The sequence below is a fragment of the Acidimicrobiales bacterium genome, assembly GCA_035546775.1.
Taxonomy (GTDB): domain Bacteria; phylum Actinomycetota; class Acidimicrobiia; order Acidimicrobiales; family JACCXE01; genus JACCXE01.
Map to the genome: position 1 here is coordinate 24,495 of DASZWD010000001.1, position 25,131 is coordinate 49,625.

Annotated in this window: 27 protein-coding genes; 15 read left to right on the forward strand and 12 right to left on the reverse strand. The window is 68.8% G+C overall.

The window, feature by feature from the left end:
• Positions 1-37: 37 nt before the first annotated feature.
• Both VHC63_00125 and VHC63_00130 read right to left on the reverse strand, forming a co-directional pair.
• On the reverse strand, positions 38-2,251 hold the full coding sequence (locus tag VHC63_00125) for a beta-propeller domain-containing protein (protein ID HVV34979.1): 2,214 nt from the start codon (positions 2,249-2,251) through the stop codon (positions 38-40).
• Positions 2,244-2,720, reverse strand: a complete 477-nt coding sequence (locus tag VHC63_00130; protein HVV34980.1) for a sigma factor-like helix-turn-helix DNA-binding protein — start codon at positions 2,718-2,720, stop codon at positions 2,244-2,246. Before VHC63_00130 ends, VHC63_00125 begins: the two co-directional genes overlap by 8 nt.
• Before the next feature lie 78 nt (positions 2,721-2,798).
• Here VHC63_00130 and VHC63_00135 point away from each other — a divergent pair, with 78 nt between their 5' ends.
• Positions 2,799-3,314 (forward strand): dual specificity protein phosphatase family protein, encoded by a 516-nt coding sequence (locus VHC63_00135; GenBank protein HVV34981.1) that lies wholly within the window; start codon positions 2,799-2,801, stop codon positions 3,312-3,314.
• Here the strand turns inward: VHC63_00135 and VHC63_00140 are convergent.
• Complete coding sequence (locus VHC63_00140; protein ID HVV34982.1) at positions 3,220-4,476, reverse strand: MFS transporter; 1,257 nt, start codon at positions 4,474-4,476, stop codon at positions 3,220-3,222. The genes VHC63_00135 and VHC63_00140 overlap by 95 nt on opposite strands.
• A 57-nt stretch (positions 4,477-4,533) precedes the next feature.
• Between VHC63_00140 and VHC63_00145 the strand changes: the two genes are divergently transcribed.
• Genes VHC63_00145 through VHC63_00180 form a run of 8 tightly spaced genes read left to right on the forward strand, consistent with a single transcriptional unit; the run spans position 4,534 to position 10,328 of the window.
• Entirely contained in the window at positions 4,534-4,929 is a 396-nt protein-coding gene (locus VHC63_00145) for a MauE/DoxX family redox-associated membrane protein (GenBank protein HVV34983.1), read from the forward strand.
• A 19-nt stretch (positions 4,930-4,948) separates the two neighbouring features.
• Positions 4,949-6,412, forward strand: a complete 1,464-nt coding sequence (locus VHC63_00150) for an NAD(P)/FAD-dependent oxidoreductase (protein ID HVV34984.1) — start codon at positions 4,949-4,951, stop codon at positions 6,410-6,412.
• 4 nt (positions 6,413-6,416) lie between these two features.
• Complete coding sequence (gene moaA / locus VHC63_00155) at positions 6,417-7,436, forward strand: GTP 3',8-cyclase MoaA (protein ID HVV34985.1); 1,020 nt, start codon at positions 6,417-6,419, stop codon at positions 7,434-7,436.
• On the forward strand, positions 7,429-7,677 hold the full coding sequence (locus tag VHC63_00160) for a MoaD/ThiS family protein (GenBank protein ID HVV34986.1): 249 nt from the start codon (positions 7,429-7,431) through the stop codon (positions 7,675-7,677). Before moaA ends, VHC63_00160 begins: the two co-directional genes overlap by 8 nt.
• Complete coding sequence (locus VHC63_00165) at positions 7,677-8,090, forward strand: molybdenum cofactor biosynthesis protein MoaE (GenBank protein ID HVV34987.1); 414 nt, start codon at positions 7,677-7,679, stop codon at positions 8,088-8,090. Before VHC63_00160 ends, VHC63_00165 begins: the two co-directional genes overlap by 1 nt.
• The gene (locus tag VHC63_00170; protein HVV34988.1) at positions 8,078-8,599 is read left to right on the forward strand and encodes a molybdopterin-binding protein; all 522 of its coding nucleotides are present in this window, start codon (positions 8,078-8,080) and stop codon (positions 8,597-8,599) included. The genes VHC63_00165 and VHC63_00170 overlap by 13 nt, the downstream gene beginning before the upstream one ends.
• Positions 8,596-9,786, forward strand: a complete 1,191-nt coding sequence (gene glp / locus VHC63_00175) for a gephyrin-like molybdotransferase Glp (GenBank protein HVV34989.1) — start codon at positions 8,596-8,598, stop codon at positions 9,784-9,786. The genes VHC63_00170 and glp overlap by 4 nt, the downstream gene beginning before the upstream one ends.
• Positions 9,787-9,797: 11 nt before the next feature.
• The gene (locus VHC63_00180; protein ID HVV34990.1) at positions 9,798-10,328 is read left to right on the forward strand and encodes a YbhB/YbcL family Raf kinase inhibitor-like protein; all 531 of its coding nucleotides are present in this window, start codon (positions 9,798-9,800) and stop codon (positions 10,326-10,328) included.
• Here the strand turns inward: VHC63_00180 and VHC63_00185 are convergent.
• From VHC63_00185 to modA, 4 genes are all read right to left on the reverse strand, one after another.
• Entirely contained in the window at positions 10,325-11,299 is a 975-nt protein-coding gene (locus VHC63_00185) for a hypothetical protein (GenBank protein ID HVV34991.1), read from the reverse strand. The two genes, VHC63_00180 and VHC63_00185, sit on opposite strands and share 4 nt — an antisense overlap.
• A gap of 108 nt (positions 11,300-11,407) precedes the next feature.
• Positions 11,408-12,340, reverse strand: a complete 933-nt coding sequence (locus tag VHC63_00190; GenBank protein ID HVV34992.1) for an ATP-binding cassette domain-containing protein — start codon at positions 12,338-12,340, stop codon at positions 11,408-11,410.
• Complete coding sequence (locus VHC63_00195; GenBank protein HVV34993.1) at positions 12,337-13,125, reverse strand: ABC transporter permease; 789 nt, start codon at positions 13,123-13,125, stop codon at positions 12,337-12,339. Before VHC63_00195 ends, VHC63_00190 begins: the two co-directional genes overlap by 4 nt.
• Positions 13,122-13,838 carry a molybdate ABC transporter substrate-binding protein gene (gene modA, locus VHC63_00200; protein HVV34994.1) on the reverse strand — a complete coding sequence of 239 codons (717 nt, stop codon included), beginning with the start codon at positions 13,836-13,838 and terminating at the stop codon, positions 13,122-13,124. Before modA ends, VHC63_00195 begins: the two co-directional genes overlap by 4 nt.
• A 20-nt stretch (positions 13,839-13,858) precedes the next feature.
• Here modA and VHC63_00205 point away from each other — a divergent pair, with 20 nt between their 5' ends.
• From VHC63_00205 to VHC63_00215, 3 genes are all read left to right on the forward strand, one after another.
• Positions 13,859-14,236, forward strand: a complete 378-nt coding sequence (locus VHC63_00205; GenBank protein ID HVV34995.1) for an MmcQ/YjbR family DNA-binding protein — start codon at positions 13,859-13,861, stop codon at positions 14,234-14,236.
• A 69-nt stretch (positions 14,237-14,305) separates the two neighbouring features.
• Positions 14,306-16,663 carry an MMPL family transporter gene (locus VHC63_00210; GenBank protein ID HVV34996.1) on the forward strand — a complete coding sequence of 786 codons (2,358 nt, stop codon included), beginning with the start codon at positions 14,306-14,308 and terminating at the stop codon, positions 16,661-16,663.
• A gap of 141 nt (positions 16,664-16,804) precedes the next feature.
• The gene (locus VHC63_00215; GenBank protein HVV34997.1) at positions 16,805-18,604 is read left to right on the forward strand and encodes an NAD(P)/FAD-dependent oxidoreductase; all 1,800 of its coding nucleotides are present in this window, start codon (positions 16,805-16,807) and stop codon (positions 18,602-18,604) included.
• Between the two features lie 83 nt (positions 18,605-18,687).
• On the opposite strand, the gene VHC63_00220 is transcribed toward VHC63_00215, so the two are convergent.
• The 3 genes from VHC63_00220 to VHC63_00230 form a co-directional block, all read right to left on the reverse strand.
• Complete coding sequence (locus VHC63_00220; protein HVV34998.1) at positions 18,688-18,912, reverse strand: hypothetical protein; 225 nt, start codon at positions 18,910-18,912, stop codon at positions 18,688-18,690.
• Between the two features lie 82 nt (positions 18,913-18,994).
• Complete coding sequence (locus tag VHC63_00225) at positions 18,995-20,089, reverse strand: zinc-binding dehydrogenase (protein HVV34999.1); 1,095 nt, start codon at positions 20,087-20,089, stop codon at positions 18,995-18,997.
• Between the two features lie 36 nt (positions 20,090-20,125).
• Positions 20,126-20,566 (reverse strand): PaaI family thioesterase, encoded by a 441-nt coding sequence (locus VHC63_00230; GenBank protein ID HVV35000.1) that lies wholly within the window; start codon positions 20,564-20,566, stop codon positions 20,126-20,128.
• A gap of 30 nt (positions 20,567-20,596) precedes the next feature.
• On the opposite strand from VHC63_00230, the gene VHC63_00235 reads away from it, so the two are divergent.
• Positions 20,597-21,730 carry a GAF domain-containing sensor histidine kinase gene (locus tag VHC63_00235; GenBank protein ID HVV35001.1) on the forward strand — a complete coding sequence of 378 codons (1,134 nt, stop codon included), beginning with the start codon at positions 20,597-20,599 and terminating at the stop codon, positions 21,728-21,730.
• On the opposite strand, the gene VHC63_00240 is transcribed toward VHC63_00235, so the two are convergent.
• Entirely contained in the window at positions 21,727-22,131 is a 405-nt protein-coding gene (locus VHC63_00240) for a pyridoxamine 5'-phosphate oxidase family protein (protein HVV35002.1), read from the reverse strand. The two genes, VHC63_00235 and VHC63_00240, sit on opposite strands and share 4 nt — an antisense overlap.
• 114 nt (positions 22,132-22,245) lie before the next feature.
• Here VHC63_00240 and VHC63_00245 point away from each other — a divergent pair, with 114 nt between their 5' ends.
• The gene (locus tag VHC63_00245; GenBank protein ID HVV35003.1) at positions 22,246-22,896 is read left to right on the forward strand and encodes a response regulator transcription factor; all 651 of its coding nucleotides are present in this window, start codon (positions 22,246-22,248) and stop codon (positions 22,894-22,896) included.
• A 78-nt stretch (positions 22,897-22,974) separates the two neighbouring features.
• Positions 22,975-24,342: a multicopper oxidase domain-containing protein gene (locus VHC63_00250; GenBank protein HVV35004.1), complete on the forward strand. Its 1,368-nt coding sequence runs from the start codon at positions 22,975-22,977 to the stop codon at positions 24,340-24,342.
• Here VHC63_00250 and VHC63_00255 read toward each other — a convergent pair.
• Positions 24,335-25,051, reverse strand: coding sequence for a cupredoxin domain-containing protein (locus tag VHC63_00255; GenBank protein ID HVV35005.1), 717 nt, complete (start codon positions 25,049-25,051; stop codon positions 24,335-24,337). The genes VHC63_00250 and VHC63_00255 overlap by 8 nt on opposite strands.
• Positions 25,052-25,131 lie beyond the last annotated feature (80 nt).

Genomic DNA, 25,131 nt, shown 5'->3' on the forward strand with positions numbered 1-25,131 from the left:
CGGGTGGGGTGGGGGCAACGTAGTGCTACTGCTACTGCTATGGCTGCGGGTACGAGACGAAGGCGGTCTGCTGCAGGTTGTCCAGGCGCGTCACGAGCAGGCCCTGTGCGGTCGTGAAGTACAGGTGGTCGCCGATGACGACACTGCGCTCGATGTTGGGCTGGCCGTACTGGCCGTTGGCCGGGGCCTGCGCCCGGCCGACTTCGCTGATCGACGAGTCACCAACGTGCATCCCGATGGCGCCGTTGAACGCCTGCGACGACGGGGTCGAGCCATCCGGCGTCGTGTATCCGCCGTAGGTCTGCAACGGGACGACGGCGAGCTTCGTCGCGGGCCAGTAGAGGAAGGCGTGGTGGTCGAAGTTGCCCGCCGCGCCCGAGAAACCGGTACCGAAGTCACTGCGCGCCAGCAGCTTCGGGCTGGTCGGGTCGTGCACGTCGTAGAGCGACATCTGCACGCCGTCGGGTTCGCCCTGCTTGACCTCGGCGCCGACGGCGAGCAGCAGCCCGTCGCTGATCGGATGCAAGTAGGCCGAGTAGCCCGAGACTTCGAGCGACCCGGTCACCCGCGGCTTGGTCGGGTCGCTGAGGTCGACGACGTAGAGCGGGTCGAACTGGCGGAAGGTCACGACGTAGCCGACCGGTCCGATGAAGCGCACGGCGTAGATGCGCTCGCCCTTGCCGAGACCACCGACCTGGCCGACGGGCACCAGCGCGCTGCCCGAGTCGCCGAGCACGGTGACGAAGCTTTCCGATCCGTTGCCGGCGTCGGTGGTGGCGACCCGCAGTGCGCCCTTGTACTCCGACATCGAGAACTGGTTGAGCACGGTGCCGTTGACGCGTCCCGACTCGCGGTAGACGGCCTGCACCGGGTCGCTGATGTCGAAGGCGTGGATGAGGGTCGACGACGAAGGGGCGAACGAGTTGCTCGCCGGCGTCACGCTGCTCCAGGCGTTGGTCGCGACGTAGACCCGCGTGTCCGATGCGTAGACGATGTCGCCGTCGCCCATGACCGACGCCGCCCGGGTGTAGGACGGGTTCTCGGTGTTGAAGCTCAGCACGCTCAGCATGCCGAAGCCGGAGAACTGCGGCGGGTGGTAGCTGTCACCGCAGGCGAACGTCTTGCCTGTCTGCTCGCGGCCGCTGGCGTCAGTCGCCGTGTAGTGCGGGAGCCACACGTCAGCCGCCGCGCCGCGGATCACTGACGCATTGTGCTCCTTGGCCGCCGCCTCGGCCTCGGTGGTGCCGTCCTGCGGATACGAGAACGTGAGGTTGGGGCTCGAGCGCACGACGAGGCGGGCGACGCCGTTGACCGTGCGCGCCGACACGTAGGAACCGTCCACGTCGAGGTGACCCGTGACCTTCATCGCTTTCGGGTTGGAGACGTCGACCACGGTGAAGCGCGACTGGCTCGAAGTGCCGCCGCCTGGATAAGGCGACGCCACGTCGCCGCCGGCCATCGGGCGAGCGACAGCTCCACCTGAAGCGGGGTAGTAGACCCCACCGGGCGACACGACGATGAGGCGGTCGGCGATGCGCAGCATCTCGGTGGCGCCGTCGACAGCGAGTGACCCGAGCAGCTGCGGGTTGTCGCCCGCCGAGGTGGCGAACACTCTGCCGTTGGCGATCTGGTACACGGTGTGGCCGTCGGTCTTGACCGAATCCGGTTCGTCGATGCCCGCCTCTTGCACGTTGGTGTCGGAGTACGCCGGCGCCGAAGTGCTGGACTCGGCCTTGGGCGCGGCGGTGTCGCCGCTGGCGGTACCGGCGGCGTTCGCCATCATCCGCTGATCCGTGATGCCGACGGTGCCCACACCCGGCAGGCCGTTGGGCCCGACATCCTTCAGCGCCTGCGCCTTGGCGTAGCTGGCCAAGGTGCCGCACTGGTTGAACGGGACGAGCCGCGTCGAGGCCAGGTACACCTTGGTGTTCCCGTCGAGGGTGGTCGGCGTTGTCGCGCCTGGCGTCAGCGTTGACGACGTGGTGCCGAGCGCCCGCCGCGACACGGCGTCGCGGCCGTTGCCGTCGCCCACGTTGAGGGCGGCGACGATGCCGGCGAGCACCATCACCGTCGCCGCGATGGTCGTCAGCGCCCGCGGGTTGCGGTACAGCGGCACGACGGTGGGCGCCGGCGCCGGGGAAGACGCGTCGGCGCTGGCGGCGGCGAACACGTCATCGGCGCCGCGGGCATCGCCGCGCGCCGACAGGCGCCGCAGCCGGTCGGTCCAGCCTGACGGAGTTGGGTCACTCATTGCGTGCTCCTTCGACTTCGGCGCGCAAGCGCCGGCGCGCACGCGCCGCGCGCGTGCGCGCCGCCTGCTCGGTGATGCCGAGCGTGCTGGCGGCTTCGGCGTAGGTGCCGCCCTCGACCTCGACGATGAACAGCAGGGCGCGATCGTGCGGGTCAAGGCGCAGCAGGTCTTGCCAGTCGCTGTCGTACTGCGGCGCCTGGCCTTCGTCGACGCGGTCGAGGCGGGCGAACGCGACGCGGAAGCGCGCCAGCGACCGGCGCCGGTTGGCGGCGAGGTTCACGATGGCGCGGCGCAGGTAGGCGCCGGCGTCGTCGAGGTCGACGAGGCGGTGGGTGCGCAGGGTGCGGGCGACGGCCTCCTGCACGAGGTCGTCGGGCTCAACGTCGACAGGCCCGGTGACCGCGGCGAACGCCCGCAGCGATGGATAGATGGCGGCGAACAGCCCCGCGTCGTCTCTTGGGTCGTCCAACGGCCCCGCCCCTCGCTCCGCCACCAGAACAGCTTGCATTACTCAGAAGACACCGCAGCGGTCCACTATGTGACCGAGATGTCCTGGCTTTCCGAACGGTCGCGCAACGGCGGCATCGACGAGGTGCCTTTGCCCGACCCGTCGTGGGGCCGGCTGTGGCTGTGCGGCAAGCACTTCGTCGGCCCTGACCCCGAAGGGGCGCTGGCCCGCACGCAGGCGGCCGCCATCGTGTGCCTCAACGAGGGCTACGAGTTGTCGGAGCGCTACCCCGACTACGTCGAGTGGTTGGTGGCCAATCGCGGCGGCCGTGCCGTTTGGGCGCCGTGGCCGGACATGCACGCGCCGCCGGTGGAGGACTTCGCTGCGTTTCTCGACACGCTGAAGGCGCGACTGACGCAGGGCGAGGGCCTCATCGTCCACTGCGGCGCCGGTATCGGCCGCGCCGGCACCACGGCCACCGCGCTGCTGATGGACCTCGGGCTGTCGCTGCGCGACGCGCTCAGTGCGGTGCGCGCCGCGCGGCCGGCAGCGGGTCCGCAGACGGCTGAGCAGGACGCGCTGCTCGAGCAGTACGCGTCTCGGCTCGGTCGCTGAGCGTCAGCGCCGTGCCGGCCACGACCACGAGCGTGCCCAGCGTGAAGATCCACGGCCGCAGCCCGACGGCGCCGATCAAAACGCCGCCGGCGCCAAGGCCGAGGAACAGCGCCAGGTTGCTGGCCAGCAGATCGGCGGCCATGACGCGGCCGTGCACCGACTCGGGCGTCGACCGCTGGAGCAGCGTGACGGCCGGCCCGCCGACGAAGCCGGTGAAGAACCCCCACACCGTGACGCCGGCAAACGCGATCACCACGCTGGTCGTGCCGAGGTAGATGGCAGCGGCCACGCCCGAGCCGAGCACACCCGCTGTGATCCAACCGAAGCGCGCCATGCGCTCGCCGGCGCGCGCTGCGATGAGGCCCGCGACGATCACGAAGACGCCGAAGGCGGTCTGGAGCGACGCGAACACGCTCGGCGACCGGTGCAGCACGTCGCGTACGTAGAGCGGTTCGGCCAGCATCGAAGTGCCGTAGAGCAGGTGCAGGGTGAAGTTCGCCGTCACGACGCGGCGCACCAGCGGCGTGTCGGCCACGACGCGCCACCCGGCCGCCGCGTCGCGCCACGGGTGCTCGTGGGTGGCGACGCGCGCGACGGACGTCAGGTGGACGAGGGGCAGCGCAACGATGCCGAGGGCGTAGGTGGCGGCGTCGAACACGAAGGCGCCCTTGAAGCCGAACAAGCCGATGGCGACGCCGGCGAAGACCGGCCCGAGCACGATCGACAGCTGTTCGGAGAGACCGAGCAGCGCGTTGGTGCGCGCCAGGTACGCGTCGTCGACCATGCGGGGCGGCAACGACTGGATTGCGGGGCGGGCGAACGCCGCGCCCACGCCGTGGAGCGCGCTCAGCAACGTCAGCGCGGCGAAACTGTGGGCGCTCAGCAGCGCGAGCGAGGCCGCGATGCCGAGCACCTTGGCACCGATGAGCGTGGCGCGCGGGCCGGCGCGGTCGACCACGACTCCGGCCAGCGGTCCGAGCACGACGCCGGGCGCGGAGAACGCCACGCCGTAGAGCGCGATCTGGCCGGGCGACGCGTGGTAGCGGTACGCGGCGTACGCCCAGATGGCGATCATGGTGGCGAACGACCCGATGGCGCTGAGCGCCTCGGCCGCGAGGAAGCCTCCGATCCGGGGAGACCACGGCGAGCGGGTATCGCGCACGGCGCCGAATGTACGGTGCGACCAGCCCATGCACCGCCGAATTCGTCGCGCCGCGCTGTGACCGTGTTGGTCGTCGTGCGCGTCGCGCTCGCCGCGGTGTTCGTCGTCGCCGCCGTGGCGAAGTTGCGCGACCCCGAGGGCGCCCGCCGCACCGTCGGCGGCGTCGGTGTACCACCGGCGTACCGGCCGGCGGTTGCGTTCCTGTTGAGCGCCGTCGAGCTCGCCGTTGGTGCGCTGTTGGTCCTCCCGGGGTTCGGTTACATCGGCGCCGCGACCGCATCGGTGTTGCTCGCCGTGTTCCTCGCCGCCCTCACGGTGCAGCACCTCCGCGGCGTCGACGTCCCCTGCGCCTGCTTCGGCCAACTGGCGACGACGCCGGCGGGGTGGCCGACGCTGGCGCGCAACGCGGTGCTGCTCGCGGTCGCGCTGGGTGCATTAATCGCCGCGCATTAATTCACGCGATACTGAGCAGGTGGATCAACAACACTTCGACGTACTGATCGTCGGCGCGGGCATCTCGGGCATCGGCGGCGCCTGCCATTTGCAGGCGCAGTGCCCGGACAAGTCGTTTCTGATAGTCGACGCGCTCGACCACTTCGGCGGCACGTGGTGGACGCACAAGTACCCCGGCGTCCGTTCCGACTCGGACCTGTTCACCTTCGGCTACAAGTTCAAGCCGTGGCGCAAGGCGCCGATCGCGTCGGCCGACGAGATCCTCCACTACATGGGCGAGACGATCGAGGAGCACAACCTCGCGCCGCACATCCGCTACAACACGCGCGTGGTCGACGCCGCGTGGTCGACCGACGACCGCGTGTGGACCGTCACCATGCAGCCCACCGAGGGCGAGGCGTACACCGTTACGGCGAACTTCGTCTACATGTGCCAGGGCTACTACCGCCACCGTCAGGGCTACACGCCCGAGTGGCCCGACTTCTCCGCGTATAAGGGCGAGGTCATCCACCCGCAGGAGTGGCCTGAGGACGTCGACCTGTCGGGCAAGCGCGTCGTCGTCATCGGCTCGGGCGCTACGGCGGCGACGCTCATCCCGAACATCGCGTACGACTGCGCCCACGTCACGATGCTGCAGCGCTCGCCGACGTTCTTCTTCGTCGGCGCCAACCGCAACGAACTGGCCGATCAGCTGCGCGCCGAGGGCGTCGACGACATGGAGATCCACGAGCGCGTGCGCCAGTCCGTCGTCGAGGCGCACGACCTCATCGCCAAGATGTCCTACGAACAGCCCGAGATGGTGCGCGGCATGCTCATCGAAGGCGTGAAGAGCGTGCTGCCCGAAGGCTTCGACGTCGACAAACACTTCAACCCGAAGTACCGCCCATGGCAGCAGCGCATCGCGCTCGTGCCCGACGGTGACCTGTTCAAGGCGATCCGCGACGGCCAGGCCGATGTCGTCACCGACACCATCAAGCGCTTCACCCCGACCGGCATCGAGCTGGAGTCGGGCGACGTGCTGGAAGCCGACGTGATCATCACCGCGACGGGCTTCGATCTCGCGGTGATGGGTGAGGTGGCCTTTCGCGTCGACGGCGAGCCCGTGAACTTCGCCGACACCACGACCTACCGCGGGATCATGTTCACCGGCGTGCCCAACTTGGCGTACGTGTTCGGCTACTTCCGCTCGAGCTGGACGCTGCGCGCCGATCTCATCAGCGAGTTGGTGTGCCGGTTGCTCAACTACATGGACGAGAACGGCTCCACGATGGTCGTGCCCGAAGTCCCCGAAGAGCTCGCCGACATGGAACGGCTGCCGTGGGTCGAGCCCGACAACTTCAACCCGGGATACCTCACGCGGTCGCTCCATCTCATGCCGAAGCAGGGCCCCGAGGACCCGTGGCGCCTGCGCCACGACTACACGGCCGAGAAGGACATCCTGCCGAACGCCGACTTCGCCGACGGTTCGCTCGTGTTCAAATAGAGGTGTGATCACGGACGCACGCGGCCGGCCCCTGCGCGACCTGCGCTTGTCGGTCACCGACCGCTGCGATCTGCGGTGCAGCTACTGCATGCCCGAGCAGGACTACACGTGGCTGCCGCGCGAGGACATCCTCACCTTCGAGGAGTGCGAGCGGGTCGTGGCCGCGTTCGCGGCGGTTGGCGTGCGATCGGTGCGCATCACCGGTGGTGAACCGCTGCTGCGCCGTGACCTGCCGGCGGTCGTCGCCCGCATCGCCAACGTCGAGGGCATCGACGAGGTCAGCCTCACCACCAACGGCACGCAACTGGCGCGCTACGCCTCGGAGCTGAAGGCCGCGGGTCTCGCCCGGGTGACGGTGAGCCTCGACACCCTGCGGCCCGAACGGCACCTCGCCATCACGTCGCGCGACAACCACGCCACCGTGCTCGCCGGCATCGGCGCGGTGAGCGGTGCCGGCTTCGGCGGCACAAAGATCAACACCGTCGTGGTGCGTGGCGTCAACGACGACGAGCTCGTCGACCTGCTCGACTTCGCGGCGGTCATCGAGGCCGAGGTGCGGTTCGTCGAATACATGGACGTGGGCGGCGCCACCCGATGGGAGAGCGAGAAGGTGGTCAGCGCGGCGGAGATCCTGGCGCGGGTGGGCGACGCACTGGGCCCGCCGCTGGCCATCGGCTCACGGGCGTCGGCGCCGGCCGTGCGCTACCAACTGCCCGACGGGCGCGTCTTCGGCATCATCGCCTCGACGACGACGCCGTTCTGTGCGGCGTGTGATCGCTCGCGGGTGACGGCCGACGGCGTCTGGTACCGCTGCCTCTACGCCACCGGCGGCACGGACCTGCGGGCGCCGCTGCGTGCCGGCGCGTCGACCGACGACTTGGCGCGCCTCATCGCCGGCGTGTGGTCCGAGCGCGCCGACCAGGGCGCGGTCGACCGTTTGTCGGCTGACCATCGCGCCGCGTCGGTGCCCGTCACGCTGCTCAAGCGCGATCCGCATTTGGAGATGCACACCCGCGGTGGTTGAGGTGCTGCTGTTCGGCCCGGCGCGCGACTGCGTCGGGGGAGAGTCGTGGCTCAAGGTCGACGTCGCGCTGCCCCTCACCGTTGGCGAACTCGTCGACGCGCTGGCCGCGTCCAACGCCGCGCTGGACGAACTGCTCCCGCACTGCGCGATCGCGGTGGGCGACGAGATCGTGACGCGGGATGCGTTGGTGCGCGACGGCGACGAGGTGGCGGTGCTGCCGCCGGTGTCGGGGGGCTGCTGATGCGGATCCAGGAGACGCCGCTGCAACTCGACGCGCTGCTCGCCGAGACCGAGCGCGCTGACTGCGGCGGCCTCGTCGTGTTCTCCGGCACGGTGCGCGACCACCACGACGGCAAGGCGGTGACGCGGCTGATCTACACCGCCCACGTTCCCGTCGCCGAGCGCGCCATCGCCGAGATCGAGCAGGAGGTGCTGACGAAGTTCGCCGCCGGCGCGTGCCGCATCCAGCACCGCATCGGCGAGCTGCGCATCGGTGAGGCAGCGGTGCTCGTGGTCGTGCGCGCCGCCCATCGCGACGCCGCCTTTGAGGGCTCGCGCTACGGGATCGACGAAGTGAAGCGCCGGGTGCCGATCTGGAAAGAGGAGTTCTACGCCGACGGCACGCGGGCCTACGTCCAGGGATGCGCGCTCTGATGGCGCAGACGCACCCAGGTCCGACGGCGGTCGTGTTGACGTTGTCCGACACCGTCGCGTCGGGTGCCAAAGCCGACACCGCCGGTGGCGCGGTCGCCGACGCACTGAACGCCGCCGGCATACGGGTGATCGCGCACGAGGTCTTGCCGGATGAACCCGACGAACTCGTCGTCGCCCTCGAGCGATGGTTGCTCCAACGGCCCGAGGTGATCGTGACCGTCGGCGGCACCGGTGTCGGGCCGCGCGATCGCACGCCCGACACCATCCGGCCGATGCTCACCATGGAGATCCCCGGGATCATGGAGGCGGCACGCGCCTACGGCATGACGAAGACGCCCTACGCCATGTTGTCGCGCGGCGTCGCCGGACTCATCGGCACGACGATCGTCATCACCGCGCCGGGTTCGCGCGGCGGGGCCACCGAGACGATGGAAGCGATCGTCGAGGCGTTGCGCCACCTCGTCGATGTCGTGCACGTGAAGTTCCCCCACGACGGCGGCTACCAGTGATCCCGGTCGACGATGCGCTGGCGATCGTTGCCGGCGCCGTTGGCCCGTTGCCCTCCGAAGTCCTGTCACTGGCCGACGCGCTCGGTCGGGTACTCGCCGCCGACGTGCACGCGGCGTTCGCGCTCCCACCTTTCGATCAGAGCGCGGTCGACGGCTACGCGGCGCGGCACGCCGACATCGCGCAGGTCCCAGTGACGTTGCCGGTCAAGGGCGTCGTCGCTGCTCGCGGCTACGACCAGCGGCCGTTCCTCGACCTCGGCACGATGATGCGCATCTTCACCGGCGGCGTCGTGCCCGAGGGCGCCGACACGATCGTGCGTCAAGAGGCGACCGAACCCGGCGGTGACGAGCGCACCACGGTGACCCAACGCATCGAGACCGGCGCCGACTACCGGCGCGCTGGTGAGGAACTCGCCGCCGGCTCGCGGGTGGCCAAGGCGGGCGTGGTCGTCACGCCCGGGGTCGTCGGCGCGCTGGCGCTGGCCGGCGCCGACACGGTGAGCGTGTACGCCACCCCGCGGGTCACCGTGCTCGTGAGCGGTGACGAGGTCGTGCCGCTCGGCGCGCCGCTGGGTCTCGGCCAGGTGACCGACTCCAACGGCCCGCTGATGACCGCGCTGTTGCAGTCGTGGGGCGTCGCTCCCGTCGCCGTCGCCCACATCGCCGACAGCGAGGCAGCGGTGCGCGACGCGCTCGCGCGCGCCTTTGCCACCTCCGACCTCGTACTGACGAGCGGGGGAGTGTCGGTCGGCGACTACGACTTCATCCCTGCCGTCGCACGAGAACTCGGCGCCGACGTACTGCTGCACAAGGTGGCGCAGAAGCCGGGCATGCCGCTGTTCGTCGCCAAGCGCGGCGACTCGCTCCTGCTCGGCCTGCCCGGCAACCCCGGCGCAGTGTTCGTCAACCTGCACGTCTACGTCCGCGCCGCGCTCGACGTGATGAGCGGCCTCGACCCCCGGGCCCGCTGGCGCCGCGCCCGGATGCCCGATGGCGTGCGCCGCGAAGAGGGCAAGACCTTCTGGCTCCGGGCGCGCGCCGTCTACGACGCCGACGGCCGCGTGCGCATCGAACAACTCGGCCACCAGGCGAGCCACATGCTGTCGAACCTCACGGACGCCAACGCCCTCGTGCGCATCCCACCCGCGGGCGAAGCCGCCGACGTCGTGGAGTGGCTGCCGCTCTAACCATGCGAGGCGTGTCGGTGCTCGTGCTGGTGGGCCTTGTGTTGTTCGGCGCATGTGGCCGCTCCCGCAAGGCACAAGAGCCGGTGCCCGGCGCGCCGATATCGGTCACCGTGTCGAGCGCGGCGTTCGCCGACGGGGCGGCCATCCCGCCTCAATACTCCTGCGACGGCAGTGGCGCGCGACCACCAATTGCATGGGGCGAGGTTCCGGCGGCGACGAAGTCGATCGCCATCGTCGTCGACGACCCCGACGCCCCCTCGGGCACGTTCGTGCACTGGACGGCGTGGGGCTTCGACCCGAGTGCGCACGCCGCGACCGGCGCCGTCCACGAGGGAGCGCACTCCGGGGGCGGCCGCGGGTGGACGCCGCCGTGCCCGCCGAAGGGCGCGGCCGCGCACCACTACCGGTTCTTCGTCTACGCCCTGCGGCACCGGCTCCCGGTGAACGACGGAGCGTCGCCCGACAGCGTCCGCGCCGCCATCGCCGCGGCGGCGCCACTCGCCCGCGGCGAACTCACGGCCACGTACCAGCGCGCCCGTTAGGCGGCTCTTCGGAACGTGGTCGTCGTCTCGAGGATCTGGCCCTTCGGTCCTTCGAGCCGCGTGACGCCGGTGCTCGCGTTCCACGCCGCCGTCCATCCGCCTTCGTGCACCAGATGGTGATGGAAGGAGCAGATGCGATGGATGCCGGCGTCGCAAGCGAGGCGGCGCACGGCCTCACCGGTGAGCCACGTCCCCTGCGAGCTGAGCCCGGGGCCGGACGCGTTGATCAGGTCTTCGTACTGAATCGTCACCCCGACCGTCGCCTTGTACGGATCGATTGCGCGCGGGTCCGCCAGCGCCCGTTCCTCGAGGAGATCGAACAACCAGTCGAGCCGCTGCGCCCCCGGCGCCCGCCGGAGCTCTCCGTCAGAGTTATCCACAGCCTGTGGACGAGTCTGCATTGCAGACTCCGGTTGGTTGCGCCAGAGATAGTCACCGTAGGCATCGACAACGGCGAACATGCGGTCGAGCATGTCGTCCGGAGCCTCGATCACCACCTTGCCGAGACCGCCGCCGAAGCCGCGTTGGCGACGAATCCCGTAGTGGTCATCGAGGCTGGAGGGTTTGCGATCCTGATCGTGGTACTCGTTCCACGTGTCAACACGCTGTTCGAGCACGCGAATCGAGTCGTGCTCTGCGTGGTGAACGAACAACTCGTCGCGTTCAGCGTCCACGCCGACCAGACGAACCAATAGCCGGACCTTCGAATAGGGCAGCCCGTCGAGGAATGCCGTCCGCACGACATTACGGCGGGTGAGTTCGTGCGCCACCTTCAACTTTTCGAAGGCGGTTGACCGGGCAATCTGACAGCGGTCGACCAGCCACGACGCGCAGGTCGCGTGACCGTCCTCCTTCCACAATCCGCTGGCGTCGAAGTCGGCGAGTTTCAGGACCCACTCGGCGACCCCGCGCTCAATCTCGGTCCACGCCGCGATCAGCTCGCGGCCCTGCTCAGAAACAGACGTCGACATGAAAACCTCACAATCGAAAGACGTCTGACGACACAGGCGAGCCACTCGAACCGGGCTGCGAAGGTTGCTCTCATTATACCGAACTGGTGTTCGGATAGCCACGTCGCGTTACGACGGATAGGTGACGATCTCGGTCGCCTTGACGCTCGCCCACACGGCCGAACCTTCCGTGATGTCGAGGTCCGTGGCTGCGGCCGGTGTGATCTCGGCCACCAGCGGCAGAGGGTCGCCCAACTGGACGCGCACGCGCGCGCCGATCGTCTCGACGTGCTCGACGGTTGTGCGCCAGCGGTTGCGCGCACTCGAGTGCGGTTGGGCCGCGTGCAGCGTGATTGCCTCGGGTGCGATCGTCGCCAGCACGTCGCCGTCGACGGGCTCTGCGAGCGTCAGCTGCGCGCCCTCAACCGTCGTGATCGATACACCTGTCGCCGTGCCGCGCACGAGGTTCGTGCCGACCAGTTCGGCGACGTAGCGCGACGCCGGCCGCGCCGTGATGTCGGCGAGGGTTCCTTCCTGCGTGATGCGCCCGTGCTCGATCACGACGACGCGATCCGCCAGCAGATACGCGTCGACGGGATCGTGCGTGACGAGCACAGTCGCCCCGGCGAACTCGGCGAGGAACCGACGCAGCTCGCGGCGCACGGCGACACGCGTGGCGGCGTCGAGGGCGGCCAGCGGCTCGTCCAACAGCAACGAGTCGGGTGACGCCGCCAGCGTGCGCGCCAGTGCGACGAGTTGCGCCTGCCCGCCGCTGAGCGTGCGCGGCTTGGCGGCGGCGAGCGCCGAGAGCCCGATGCGTTCCAGCCACGCGCGCCCGACGTCACGCGACCGCGGGCCGAAGGCGACGTTGTCGAGCACCGACATGTGCGGGAACAACAAGTGATCCTGGAACATCAATCCCACCCGCGACGGCGACGACGCCGCCACGGCGCGCAACACCGTGCTCTTGCCGGCGCCGTTGGGTCCGAGCAGCACCGTGACTTGGCCGTCGGGCGCGTCGAACTCGACGTGGATGTCGCGCTCGGCGACCGCGACCTTCACGCCCGCACCCACCAGCGATCGCGCAGCGCGACGAGCGCCGTGATCGACACCGCGACCAGCAACAAGCTCAGCGCCAGCGCCGCACCCGGGTCGGTTTCGAGCAGCAGGTACACGTCGAGCGGCAGCGTCTGCGTGCGTCCGGCCACGTTGCCGGCGAAGGTGATGGTGGCGCCGAACTCACCGAGCGCCCGGGCGAACGCCAGCACGCCGCCGGCCACGACCGACCCCGCGACCAGCGGCAGTGTCACGCGCCAGAAGATGCGCCACGGCGAGGCACCCAGGGTCGCGGCCGCGTCCTCGTAGCGGCGGTCGACGCCGGCCAGCGCCGCCTCGAGCGTGATGACGTAGAACGGCATCGCCACGAACGTCTGCGCCATGACAACGCCCGCGGGAGAGAACGTCAATTGCAGTCCGAGCGCGTCGTGCAACCAGCCGCCGAGTGGGCTGCGCAGGCTGAACGCCGCCAGCAACGCGACGCCGCCGACGACGGGCGGCAACACCAGCGGCAACAGTACGAGGCCACGCAACAGTCGCCGGCCGGCGAACTCGCCGCGGGCGAGGAGCCACGCGAGGGGCGTGCCGAACACGACCGCGAGCACGGTTGCAGCGACGGCGCACAGCAACGACAGCCGAAGCGCGTCCAGCGCGGCGTGCGTCGTGAGGTCGTGGGCCAGCGTCGACCAGCGCGCCCGTTGCAGCAGCCCGAACAGCGGCAGCGCGAAGAACGCCGCGGCAAGAACGCCGCCGACCACGATCACGGCGGGTGGTCGGCGGGCGTCGTTCACGGCGCGATGAACCCGAATCGCTCGAGAATGCGCTGGCCGGAGCGGCCGCGCACGAGCGCCACGAACGCGCGCGCCGCGCGGGTGTGGCGGAGGGTCGCGATCGGATACGACGCAAGCACGTTCACGCCGTCCGGGATCGCGACCGTGGCGACGCGCGCGCCCGCCGCCTTCGCATCGGTGGCATAGACGATGCCGGCGACGGCGTCGCCCTCGCTCACCGCGGTCAGCGTCGCGGCGGCGTTCGGGGCCCGCGTCACGCCGGACTCGTCGAGCGTCACGCCGGCCTTCGCCAACGCCGTCGCGGCGTACAGGCCGCACGGCACCTCAGCGCCGCACAGCGAGATCACACCGGCGTGCGCCAGGTCGGCCAACGACTTCACGCGCCCGGGGTTCCCGGGCTTGGTGACGATCACGAGTCGGTTGCGCGCGAACACGGAGCCGGTACGCAGCGACTTGGTGTCCGCCGACGCGAACACGTCAGGCGTGGCGCCGTCGCTGATCTGCTGCGCCAGCGCCGACGACGCCGCGAAGTTGAACGTCACCTTCGTGCCCGGATTGGCCGCCTCGAATGCGGCGCCGATGTCGCGGAACGCGCCCGTCAACGACGTGGCGGCGAACACCGTGACGTTGCCCTTCGGCATCGGCTTGTCAGCACAGGAGCCCAGCGGCACGCATAGCGCCACGGCCAGAAAGCCCGACACCTGCCGTCGCATCGCGACGAAACTAGACGGCGATGGAGTGGGGCCAGGTTCCCGTGGACGTCGAAGAGAAGCTGCGCGCCATCTGCCTGGCGCTGCCCGACGCCCACGAACAGGACGCATGGAACGGGCGCCGGTGGTTGATCCGCCAGCGCACATTCGCCCACGTGTTCGCCGTCGAACGACCCGAGGGCCCCGTCCCGATGATGCAGTTCCGTTCCGACCCGCCCGAATTCGAGGCGCTCGTGCGGTCGGGGCACCCGTTCTTCAAGGCGGGCTGGGGGTCAAACGTGCTCGCCATGATCTTCGACGACCGCACCGACTGGGACGAGGTCGCCGAGCTCGTCGCCGACAGCTATTGCAGCCAGGCGCCGAAGAAGCTCGCCGCGCTCGTGAATGGTCGCGTGAGCTGAACGTTTGAACGTTGTGAACTGGCCCGCATCGGCTTCTCCGGTGTAACACCCCGTCAGTAGCCTGGCGCCATGTTCGCTCGCCTCGGCACGTGGTGCCACGACCGGCGCCGCCTCGTCGTCGTGCTGTGGGTCCTCGCCCTCATCGTCCTCAACGGCATCGCCAGCGGCGTCGTGAAGGCCGACTACAAGCAGGACTTCAACATTCCCGGTGCCGACTCTGGCAAGGGTCTCGACATCCTCAAGTCCGAGTTCCCCGGCGGCCAGTCCGGCATGACGGGCACCATCGTGTTCAAGGCCGATCAGGGCGTGAACAGCCCAGCGGTCCAGGCGGCGATGACGACCATGTTCCAGAAGGTCGCCGCTATTCGCGGCATCGCCAAAGTCGAGAGCCCGTACGAACCGGGCGGCCAGCGGTTCATCTCCGCCGCGGGGCCGGAGGCCGGCAAGATCGCCTACGCCAACATCAACTTCCCGAGCGGCACCGACTTCGGCAAGATCCCGGCGATCAAAACCAAGGTCCTCGCGGCCGAGCCGCACATCGACGGCGTACAGATCGAACTCGGCGGCCAGATCTTCGCCGCCTTCCAGTCGCCGACCACCGAGACCATCGGCCTCGGGTTCGCCATCGTCATCCTCATTTTGGCGTTCGGTTCCGTGCTGGCGATGGGTTTGCCGGTATCGGTGGCGCTCTTCGGCATCGGGATCGGCGGCGCGTTCGTGATCTTCTTCAGTCACCTGCTGTCGGTACCGGAGTTCGCCCCGTTCCTCGGCGTGATGATCGGCCTCGGCGTCGGCATCGACTACGCGCTGCTAATCGTCACCCGCCACCGGGAACAGCTGCACCTCAACCACACGGTGCGCGAGTCAGTCGCGATCGCGCTCGACACCGCCGGGCGCTCGGTGATCTTTGCCGGCGGCACCGTGGTCATCTCCCTGCTCGGCATGCTGCTGATGGGCGTCGACTTCGTGCGCGGCCTCGCGGTGAGCGCGTCGGTCACGGTGCTCATCACGGTGCTGTCGTCGCTCACGCTGCTGCCGGCACTCCTGGGCTTCTCCGGCCTGAACGTCGAGCGCACCCGCTGGCGCGGCCTGATCGCCGCGGGCCTCGTCGCCGTCGGCCTGGTCGCCTACGGCTTCGGCGCCTGGCCCGTCCTCGCCGTCGCCGGCGTGCTGGCCGCGCTCACGCTGGGCTTCGGCTTCGCGGTGCCGGCGCTCAAGCGCGAGGTGCGGCACCGCCCGGTCAAGCCTCGTCGCGAGACGCTGGCGTACCGCTGGAGCCACGGCATCCAGCGCCGACCGTGGACGGCGTTCCTCGCCTCGGCTGCCGCTCTGTTGCTGCTGTCGATTCCCGTGCTCGGCTTCCGCCTCGGCTTCTCCGACGAGTCCAACTACGCCAAGAGCACCACGACGCGCAAGGCCTACGACTTGCTGGTCGACGGGTTCGGCAAGGGCTACAACGGGCCGCTCTTGCTCGTGGCGAAGCTGCAACCCGGCACGCAGGCCAGCGCCCTCGCCGGGCTCAAGCAAGCGGTCGGGGCTGATCCCAACGTCGCCTTCGTCACCGATCCGATTCCCAACAGCCCGATCGCTCCCACCGCAGTGTTGTGGACGGTCGCGCCCAAGACGGGGCCGCAGGACGGGCCCACCGCCGATCTCGTGCACCGGTTGCGCAAGACCGTGTTGCCGCCGGTGGTGGCGGCCATCGGTTCGCCGATCCACGTCACCGGTTTCACCGCCGCCAGCGTCGACCAGTCCGATCAGATGGGCCAGCGCCTGCCGTTCTTCTTCCTCGCCGTGCTGGGCGTGTCGTTCCTCTTCCTGATGACGGTGTTCCGCTCGGTACTGGTGCCGCTCAAGGCCGTCATCATGAACATGCTGTCGATCGGCGCCGCCTACGGCGTCGTGGTGGCGCTGTTCGAGTGGGGATGGTTCGGCAAACTCACCGGTCTGTCACCCGGGCCGATCGAACCATGGGCGCCGATGATGCTCTTCGCCATCGTGTTCGGCCTGTCGATGGACTACGAGGTCTTCCTGCTGTCGCGCGTGCGTGAGGAGTGGCTGCATTCGGGTGACAGTCACGGGTCGGTGGCCGACGGGCTGGCGGCCACCGCCAAGGTCATCACCGCGGCTGCCGCGATCATGGTGGTCGTCTTCGGCAGCTTCCTGCTCGAGGACAACCGCACGTTCAAGCTCATGGGTACGGGCCTCGCCACTGCGGTGCTCCTCGACGCCACCGTCGTGCGCATGCTGCTCGTCCCCGCCACGATGGAACTGCTGGGCGACAAGAACTGGTGGTTGCCGGGTTGGCTCGACCGGCTCCTGCCCAACGTGTCGGTCGAAGGCAGCGAAGGCGCGGCGGCGTTCGAGCACGAACACGAAGAGCACCTGCGAGAAGAGCGGGAGCTGGAGCCGACCGCCGGGGGTTAATCCCCGGCGGCGGCAACTCCATCCACTTCCACAGGATGCCGGAATCGCCCGGCGCGTCCTAGTGCGGGAAGACACCGATCTTCGGGACCTTCGTCCCCTCAACTAAACTTGACCGCCTGGTCAAGTTCTGGGGGGAACACAGTGGCAATCGACACAGCAACCAAGGAAGCGCTGAAGCAGAAGTACCGCGCCGAGCGCGACAAGCGCCTGCGGGCCGACGGCAACGCGCAGTACCGCCACTTGGCGGGCACGCACCTCGAGGGCTACCTCACCGACCCCTACATCCCGGTGCAGGAGCGCGAGCCGCTGCGCGACCACGTGACGGTGGCCTTCATCGGGGGCGGTTTCGCCGGTCTCGTCACCGGTGCCCGTCTCGTCGAGCAGGGCATCACGGATGTGCGCATCATCGAGAAGGGCGGCGACTTCGGGGGGACCTGGTACTGGAACCGCTACCCGGGCGCCATGTGCGACACGGCGAGCTTCGTCTACATGCCGCTGCTCGAAGAGACCGGATACATGCCGACTGAGAAGTACGCCCGCGGTCCGGAGATCTACGAGCACTGCCAGCGCATCGGCAAGCAGTACGGCCTCTACGACAACGCGCTGTTCCACACCGAGGTGCGCGATCTCCGCTGGCGCGAGGCCGACTCGCGCTGGGTCATAAGCACGAACCGAGGCGACGAGTTCACCGCCCAGTACCTGGCTATGGGCACCGGACCGCTGCACGTGCCCAAGTTGCCGGGCATCCCCGGCATCGAGGATTTCGAGGGCCACTCGTTTCACACGTCGCGGTGGGACTACGCCTACACCGGCGGCGACCCCAAGGGCGCGCTGATGGAGCGGCTGGCGGACAAGCGCGTCGCCATCATCGGCACCGGCGCCACCGCCGTGCAGTGCATCCCGCATCTGGCGAAGGCGTGCGGGGAGCTGTTCGTGTTCCAGCGCACCCCGAGCTCCGTCGACGTGCGCGACAACCGCCCGACCGACCCCGAGTGGTTCAAGACAATCGCGACGCCGGGCTGGCAGCAGCGCTGGCTCGAGAACTTCACCGCCAACCAGACCGGCGGCTGGGCCGAGGAAGACCTCGTGATGGACGGTTGGACCGATCTGTCGCGCCGCATCCGCGACCGCATCGCCACCCTCCCCGCTGATCAGATGACGCCTGAGGGCATGATGGCGGCATTCGAAGACGCCGACTTCGAGAAGATGGAAGAGATCCGCGCCCGCGTCGACGCGCTCGTCGCCGATCCCGACACGGCGCAGAACCTGAAGGCTTGGTACAACCAGTTGTGCAAGCGCCCGTGCTTCCACGACGAGTACTTGCAGTCCTACAACAACCCGAACACGCACCTGATCGACACCGACGGCAAGGGCGTGGAGCGCATCACCAAGAACGCCGTGGTCGTGGCCGGCGTCGAGTACGAAGTCGACTGCATCATCTATTCGACGGGGTTCGAGGTGGGCACGTCGTTCACCTCGCGGGCCAACTACGACCCCGTCGGTCGCGACGGCGTGCGCTTGTCGGAGTACTGGGCCGACGGCATGCGCACCAAGCACGGCACGCACGTCCACGGCTTCCCGAACATGTTCATCGTGCAGCCGACGCAGGGCGCCAACCTGATTTCGAACGTGCCCCACAACCTCACCGAGTCGGGCAAGACGATCGCGCTCACGATCAAGCACGCCGTGGACAACGGTTACGAACAGATCGAGGTCACGAAGGAAGCCGAGCAGGAGTGGCTCGACCTCTTACTGAGCGGCCCGGGGCGCATGCTCGGCGCCAACTCCGAGTGCACCCCCGGCTACTACAACAACGAAGGCCAGCCGCTGGCCAACGGCGCGTCGCTGTTCGTCGGCTACCCGCAGGGCGCCATGGCGTACTTCGCCTACATCGCCGAGTGGCGCACCAACGGCCGCTTCGACGGCTTGGCGTTCTCGTAGCGGAAAACGAACTGGCACTGCCAGTGACCGCAAAGCGGTCGCTGACAGTGCCAGTTCGGAAATGCTGGGAAGTACGAAGTGGTCTAGATCGGGAGCGGCGGCAGGCCGGGGACGCCGGGCACGCCCGGAACGCCGGGCGCGCCGTCGGGCGGCAGGCAGATCGCCTGGGCGACGGGGGTGCCGTTGAGGTTCAGGTCGATGTTGACGCAGATGACGGGGTCAGCCTGCGCGCTGGGGGCAAGGGCAAATGCGCCGAGTCCGCCGAGCAACGCCGCGGCAGCACCGACAACAGCAACACGCTTCTTCACGTGATGGTTCTCCTTTTACTTCTGCGCACCGGCATGTGCGCCCACAAGTAACGCTTGCCTGACGCCGATCTTGCGCGAATTCCTACTGCGGCACGACGACGCCGTGGACCGGCGGCGTCGCATCTGCGACATCACCGGCCATAACGGCGAGCAAACCCGCGGCGTCGTCGAGGCCGACGACTTCCCGCGGCAATTCGGCGAAGGGCCACCGACGAGACGCCAGCGTGGCGAACGCCGGCGCGTAGGCGCGGGCATCGACGCCGAGCGCGCCGACGACTTTCAACTCCTTGTAGACGATCTCGTCGGGGTTCACGCCGGGGGCGTCCCCACCGCCGCGCGTGCCGGCCACCACGACCGTGCCGCGCCGGCGCGCCAAGCGGATCGCCTGCGCGAATGCCGCGGGTGCCTTCGCCGTCACGTCCACCACGACGTCTGCGACGTCGCCGACCGCGGCCCGCAACGCGCGCACCGGATCCTCCTGGGCCACGTCGACGACGAGGTCGGCGCCGAACCGGCGCGCCATTTCGAGACGCGCCGCGTCGCGCGCTCCGGCGCCGGTGACCATCACGAACGCCGCGCCGGCGTCCTTGGCGGCGGCGGCCGCCGACAACCCACGGATGCCGGGCCCGAGCACGGCGACGACGTCGCCCGCCTTGGTGCCGGGCACGTTGACGCCCCACTGGATACCGGCGCCGAGCGGGTTGAACGCGGTGGCGAGGACGGGGTCGAGCCCTTCGGGCACCGGCAGCAGCACGGCGTCGCGGTGCAGGTAGACGTACTCGGCGTAACCGCCCCACAGTCCCGGCGCGCGCTCCACCGGCACATTGCCGTAGAACTCGGGGAAGGGATGCGCGACGCAGTGGCGGTAGTCGCCGGCCACACACGCGTCGCAGGCGCGGCACGACATGAACACTTCGACGGCGACGCGCTGGCCGATCGACACGCCCCAGCGCGCCAGCGCGGCGTCACCCGCCGCTTCGACGATCCCGACGATCTCGTGGCCCGGCACGTACGGCGCGAACACCGGGATGGCACCGGTGAACTGCTCGTGATCGGTCCCGCACAACCCGCACGCCTCGACGCGCAGTAAGCCGTCGTCGTCGCCGATCGCCGGCAGCGGCAACTGGCGCGTCCGCAAGTCGCGCGGCGCCTCGAGCACCAACACCCGTGCGCTCAACTGTTCGCGCCGAGCGATCTCATGCGGCGGGGGATCTCATGCTCGCGACGGCATGATCGTCACCGTTCCCTGCGCCAGGCAAACCGTGCGACCTTCGTTCTCGATGTCGATGCGCACGACGGCCGAACGCTTCGTCAGCGCCACGATCTCGGCGGTGGCGACGGCGTCGCCCTGGGTGACGGGCGCCAGCAGGTTGAGCTTGAACTCGGTGGTCGCGGCCCACGCCCCGCGTGGCATCACCGGGTAGCAGACCACGCCGAGCACGTGGTCGCAGAAGGCCGACAGGACGCCGCCGTGCATGTTGCCCATCGGCGTGAGCAGTTCGGCGCGCACGGGCAGCGTCGCTCGCAAGCCCCCGGCCCACATATCGTCGAGGCGGATGCCGAGCCATCCGTCGAGACCGCCGCGGTCGGGTGATTCGTGCACCTTGACCATGCCGCGGGCAATCGATTCGTCATAAGTATCAAACGTCGCCACAGGCGCAACCTATTGGGAAATACTTAGGTGGTGCCCGGATCTCACGACACGCTGCACAAGCTGGTGGATGCGGTCGTCACGATCGGCACGGACCTCGACCTCTCCGCCATGCTGCACCGCATCGTCGTGGTGGCGACGGAACTCGTCGAGGCGAAGTACGGCGCCCTCGGCGTGCTCGATCCCTCCCGCACCCGCCTCGAGGACTTCATCACCGTCGGCATCGACGCCCACACGCACGCCCTCATCGGCGACCTGCCCGAAGGCAAGGGCATCCTCGGCCTGCTGATCGTCGACGCCCAGCCGATCCGGCTCCCGGACCTCAAGAAGCACCCTGACAGCTACGGCTTCCCCCCGCACCACCCGCCCATGAAGTCGTTCCTCGGCGTGCCCATCCGCGTGCGCGGCGAGGTGTTCGGCAACCTCTACCTGACCGAGAAGATCGACGCGCCCGAGTTCAGCGAGATCGACGAGGAGCTGGCCGTGGCGCTGGCCTCGGCGGCCGGGGTCGCCATCGAGAACGCCCGCCTGCACAACCGCGTGCAGGAACTGGCGGTGGTCGAAGACCGCGAGCGCATCGCCCGCGACCTGCACGACACCGTTATCCAGCGCCTGTTCGCCACCGGCCTGGCGCTGCAGGCCACGGCGCGCATGGCCCACACCGACCCCGCGACGACCGCCAGTCGCATCGAGTCGGCCGTCGACGACCTCGACATCACGATCAAACACATCCGCTCCGCGATCTTCGCCCTGGAAGCGTCGGGGGCCGACGAGCACCATCTGCGGTCGCGCATCCTGGCGACAACGGATGAGGTCAGCGAGGTGCTCGGCTTCGAACCGCACATCCTCTTCGACGGCCCGGTCGACACTGCCGTGCCCGACGAGATCGCCGAAGAACTGCTTGCCACCCTGCGTGAGGCGCTGAGCAACGCCCGCCGTCACAGCCAGGCGACGGCGATCACCGTGGAGGTCTTCGTGACGGACAAGGTGGAGCTGCGCGTCAGCGACAACGGCGTAGGCATGCAGGGCGCGCCCCGGGCCGACGGGCACGGTCTCAAGAACATGGCGGCGCGGGCCCAGCGGCTCGGCGGAAGCATGACGATGATGCCCCGCGACGGCAACGGGCTCGTCGTCGACTGGATCGTGCCGCTGCGCCGCCGCTTCTAGGGGCGCAGGCGCCGGCCGGTGACGAGGTCGGTCGAAATCGCGATCAGGCGACCGCTCGACGGCAGCCAGCGCGGCACCGGCATCAGTTCCAGGCGCTCGAGCTCCTCGGGATCGGTCACCTCGCGCGTCGTGCCGGTGACGACGACGCTCCAGCCGGAGTGATACAGCGGGTCGAAGTCGTCGACCTCGAAGGCAACCACCGCATTGTCGAGCGCGGCGTCGAGCTTGGCGCCGACGTTGGTACGCACGAGGATCCAGGCGTCGTCGAGGAAGAAGTTCACCGGCAGCACCGTCGGCAACGCGCCCATGCTCAGGCCGATGCGGCCGATGGTGGCCTTGCCCAGCAGCCGAAGACACTCCTCCCGCGGCAGTACTTCCAGTCCGTTGCGATCAATTTCCACTCGACGTCACCATCCTGATCGCAGGATGGGCTTCCAGCCGCTCGAGCGACCAGTGCCGATGGTCCCAAGTCCCGGTGGCTACCCGGCACACGCGAATCGGGCCACAATGGTCCCGTGGCTACCCGTGTGTTCTTGCTCGACGATCATGAGGTCGTTCGCCGTGGCGTCCGCGAGCTGCTCGGCGCTGAGCCCGACATGGAAATCGTCGGCGAAGCCGCCACCGCAGCCGAGGCGTTGAGCCGCATTCCGACCACGTCGCCGGAAGTGGCCATCCTCGACGTGCGGCTGCCCGACGGCGACGGCGTCGAAGTTTGCCGCGAGATTCGCTCGCTGCATCCCGAGATCGCCTGCATCATGCTCACGTCGTATTCCGACGACGACGCGGTCTACGCGGCGATCATGGCCGGTGCGTCGGGCTACTTGCTCAAGCAAGTGCGGGGCACCGACCTGGTCGAGGGCGTGCGCCGCGTGGCCCGCGGCGAGTCGCTGCTCGACCCGGCCGTCACCGCCCGCGTCCTCGACCGCATCCGTCATCGCGAGGACAACGACGAGCTCGCCAGCTTGTCGACGCAGGAACAGACGATCCTCGAGCTCATCGCCGAAGGCCTCACGAACCGCCAGATCGGCGAGCGCATGTTCCTCGCCGAGAAGACGGTGAAGAACTACGTGTCCAACATGCTGGGCAAGCTGGGGATGAGCCGGCGGGCCGAAGCCGCGGCATACGCGGCGCGCTTGTCGGAGCGCCGCGGCAAACCATCTCTCTGACAGATCGGGACCATCAGGGCCGTCCATCTGGGCCATTCGGCCCTACGCCAAAAGACGGACAAATCCGAATCTTGATGCATGACTCTTGCATCGCTGCCCGAGGGTTCGCGCCGGGACAACCTCTTGGTCGTTACCGTTTTCGTCGCCGCCCTGTCGCTGGTCGTAGCGGCCGTTGGTGTTGGCTTCGGCTGGCGGGCCATTGATCAGACGAAGGGCACGGGCACCAGCGTCGCGGCGGGGAACACGTCCGCGCCGGCCATGGTCAACCTCAAGGAATTCAAGATCGACGACGCGACCGTTCCCGAGGGCGGCTCGATCATGGCCATGAACGCCGGGTCGGTCACCCACAACCTGACCATCGAAGGCCAGGGCCTCGCCACGTCGAACCTCGACGCCGGCAAGAACGAGACGCTCGACGTTTCCAAACTGAAGCCCGGCACCTACACGATGTTCTGCTCGATCCCGGGCCACCGTGAAGCCGGTATGCAGGCGAAGCTGACGATCACCAGCGGCGGCTCGTCGTCCTCGGAATCGATGTCCTCGATGTCGTCGTCGTCGGGCACGATGGACTACGCCGCCATGACCAAGTCGATGCTCGACAGCATGACGGCGTTCCCGGCCAAGACCGAAGGCCTCGGCAACCAGCCGCTCGCGCCGACCAAGGTCAAGGGCAACGAGAAGTGGTTCGACATCACCGCCGCGATCACGAAGTGGGAAGTGTCACCGGGCAAGATCGTCGACGCCTGGACCTTCAACGGGACCGTTCCAGGGCCCCAGATCCGCGTCAACGTCGGCGACAAAGTGCACCTGATCCTGCACAACAAGACGCCGATGGCGACCGACCTGCACTTGCACGGCATCAACGTCGACAACAAGTACGACGGGGTATCGCCCTTTACGCAGGACCCCATCAAGCCCGGCGACAGCTTCGAGTACGTCTGGACGGCGGACGAGCCCGCAGTGGCGATGTACCACCCGCACTTCATGTCGCAGGTCAGCATGCCCAACGGCATGTTCGGCACGATCATCCAGGGCGACATGCCGCTGCCGGCCGAATACCAGGGCGTGCAGATCGCGCAGCACTTCCCGATGGTGCTCAACGACTCGGGCGTCATCGGCTACAGCCTCAACGGCAAGAGCTTCCCGGCCACCGCGCCGGTCGTGGCCAACAAGGGTGATTGGATCCTCGTCGACTACTTCAACGAGGGTTCGCAGTACCACCCGATGCACATGCACCAGTTCGACCAGATCGTGATCGCGAAGGACGGATTCCCCGTGCCGGCGCCGTACAAGGTCGACACGCTCAGCGTGGGCCCAGGCGAGCGCTACACCGTGCTGGTGCACCTCGACAAGGCCGGCACCTGGGTGTGGCACTGCCACATTCTCCCGCACGTCGAAAAGGACGACGGGATGTACGGCATGGTCACCGCCGTGATCGTCAAGTAACGACGAGTTCGCCCTTCATGCCGGCCGCTTCGTGGCCGGGGATGGCGCAGATGAATCGGTAGGTCCCGGCCGGGACGTTCTTGATGACAACCCGGCCGCGGCCGCTGGTGGCGACCCGCAAATTCACGTGCAGCTTGCGAATCGTGAACGTGTGCCAGAACAGGTCCTGGTTGCGGAAGACGACGCCGATGTCGCCGCTGGGCGCGGTCAGGCGGTCGGTGGAGAACTCGACGTTGTGCGCACTGATGCGCAGGTCGCCGGGGTGCGCGCGTTCGGCGTCGCGACCGAGCGCGGGTACGCACACCACGAGCAGTGCGGCAATGACGACGCCGGTAATCCCAACCGGCAGCGCGGCGGCCTCGCGTATCCGGCGCGCCCGCAGCACCACCGCGACGAGTCCGAGGACGGCCGCGACCGACAACACCGCCGGGACCGCCGCGCCGATCACCGACGGGGCGGCGTGCGTGAGGTCGACGACCGCCGTCAGCATCCAGAAGCCCTGGTTCACGAACAGCGCGCCGACACCGATCCAGCCCACGCGCTCCCGCCGCGTGAAGGTGATGGCGGTAAAGCCGATCAGCAACACGCCGATAGCGAGCGACTCGCGGTCGAAGACCGCGGCACCCCGAGCGATTTCGATGACACCGCTGAGCGCGGCGCAGGCGCGTGCGAGTGTGTCCCACCGCGACGAGGGGTACGACATGGTCATGCTGACCATTCTCATCATCGCAGTGTTGCTTCTGCTGCTTCTCGGCGGCTGGGGCTACGGGTACCGCTCCCGGCCCTAAC

Coding starts and splice junctions, on each gene's coding strand:
- VHC63_00125 (HVV34979.1), bottom strand. CDS start 2,251: ATGAGTGACCCAACTCCGTCAGGCTGGACCGACCGGCTGCGGCGCCTG.
- VHC63_00135 (HVV34981.1), top strand. CDS start 2,799: ATGTCCTGGCTTTCCGAACGGTCGCGCAACGGCGGCATCGACGAGGTG.
- VHC63_00165 (HVV34987.1), top strand. CDS start 7,677: ATGCGGATCCAGGAGACGCCGCTGCAACTCGACGCGCTGCTCGCCGAG.
- VHC63_00170 (HVV34988.1), top strand. CDS start 8,078: ATGCGCGCTCTGATGGCGCAGACGCACCCAGGTCCGACGGCGGTCGTG.
- VHC63_00185 (HVV34991.1), bottom strand. CDS start 11,299: ATGTCGACGTCTGTTTCTGAGCAGGGCCGCGAGCTGATCGCGGCGTGG.
- modA (HVV34994.1), bottom strand. CDS start 13,838: ATGCGACGGCAGGTGTCGGGCTTTCTGGCCGTGGCGCTATGCGTGCCG.
- VHC63_00205 (HVV34995.1), top strand. CDS start 13,859: ATGGAGTGGGGCCAGGTTCCCGTGGACGTCGAAGAGAAGCTGCGCGCC.
- VHC63_00210 (HVV34996.1), top strand. CDS start 14,306: ATGTTCGCTCGCCTCGGCACGTGGTGCCACGACCGGCGCCGCCTCGTC.
- VHC63_00250 (HVV35004.1), top strand. CDS start 22,975: ATGACTCTTGCATCGCTGCCCGAGGGTTCGCGCCGGGACAACCTCTTG.
- VHC63_00255 (HVV35005.1), bottom strand. CDS start 25,051: ATGACCATGTCGTACCCCTCGTCGCGGTGGGACACACTCGCACGCGCC.